This is a genomic window from Alteromonas sp. CNT1-28, from assembly GCF_022348345.1.
Lineage (GTDB): Bacteria > Pseudomonadota > Gammaproteobacteria > Enterobacterales > Alteromonadaceae > Alteromonas > Alteromonas macleodii.
Map to the genome: position 1 here is coordinate 1 of NZ_JAKREZ010000109.1, position 1,023 is coordinate 1,023.

At 45.7% G+C, this 1,023-nt stretch carries 1 pseudogene; it reads right to left on the bottom strand.

Going from position 1 to position 1,023, the window contains the following annotated elements:
- Positions 1-551: 551 nt before the first annotated feature.
- Positions 552-1,023: pseudogene (locus MHN02_RS21550) on the bottom strand (transposase); the annotation flags it as partial.

The following is a 1,023-nucleotide window of genomic DNA, read 5'->3' on the forward strand; positions in this document are numbered from 1 at the left end:
TCTTGTGTGAAGATCGATTCCACAATAGTACGGATGTGTATTAGTATAAAAGTTCATTGAGTTTTCTCCCTTGGTTTGGTCGCCTATTAGGATAAACTCAGTTTATGCTGATAGGGAGGAGGCTCAATGATTATCAACTCAATAAACTCGCTCACTTCGTTCGCTGGGACGCATACACGCGGGGCGGCTTCGCCATTATGCCCCACGTGCCTGCGCCCGTTATTGAAAAGTTGGTATGACTCCCTTTGTCAACTCAGAATGAGCGCTTCCCTGACACTCTTTCAGCCCATAATTAGCTTTGTTTCTCGCTCATAATAAATTGAGCTAACGCATTGGATGAGGCAGTAATGTCGTCGGTTATCATGCTGGTATTCGTGGATTATTCATTAATTATAATGAACAGCGCCTACCTTACTCACTCCGCCGTGGTCACCTTCTCATCAGTCTATGCTCGTGGATCAATAACCGTTAAGTTATTGCCATCATAACACCCTCGTAGGTTGTGCCACATTCCGCGGCCTGATCCGAATGCGTTAGCTCAAACTCATTTATCATGCAGGTACTCTACTTAACCGTAATTTTGGATTAACCGGTGTAAGTACCATTTCTTTTGTGATAGCCCAGATATATGCGGCCATTTCTATGGCTATCGCGGTAATGATTAAATTGTAGTGTTTACCCTTTTAACTCATACGCTGATAGCGTTTGCACAGACGCAATTGCGCTTTCCAAGCAATATCGACAATGTCTTTGGGCAAGCCTTCTTGCCTTAACTGTAATTCGGTAGAGACATTCGCTGGATACCGGTAGCTGTGCGCACCTTCAATCAGCAAACGCCGTGCTCGGCCATTTCCCGCTTTAGTAATAGCACGTAAGTACCGCTTTCCGCCTGATGATTGTTCGCTAGGGACTAAACCTAAATACGCCATGAGTTTTCTTGGATGGTCGAAGCGGTTTAAATCGCCAAGCTCTGCTACCACGCCAACAGCAACGAGCAATCGAACACCGCGCATCGCCTGAACG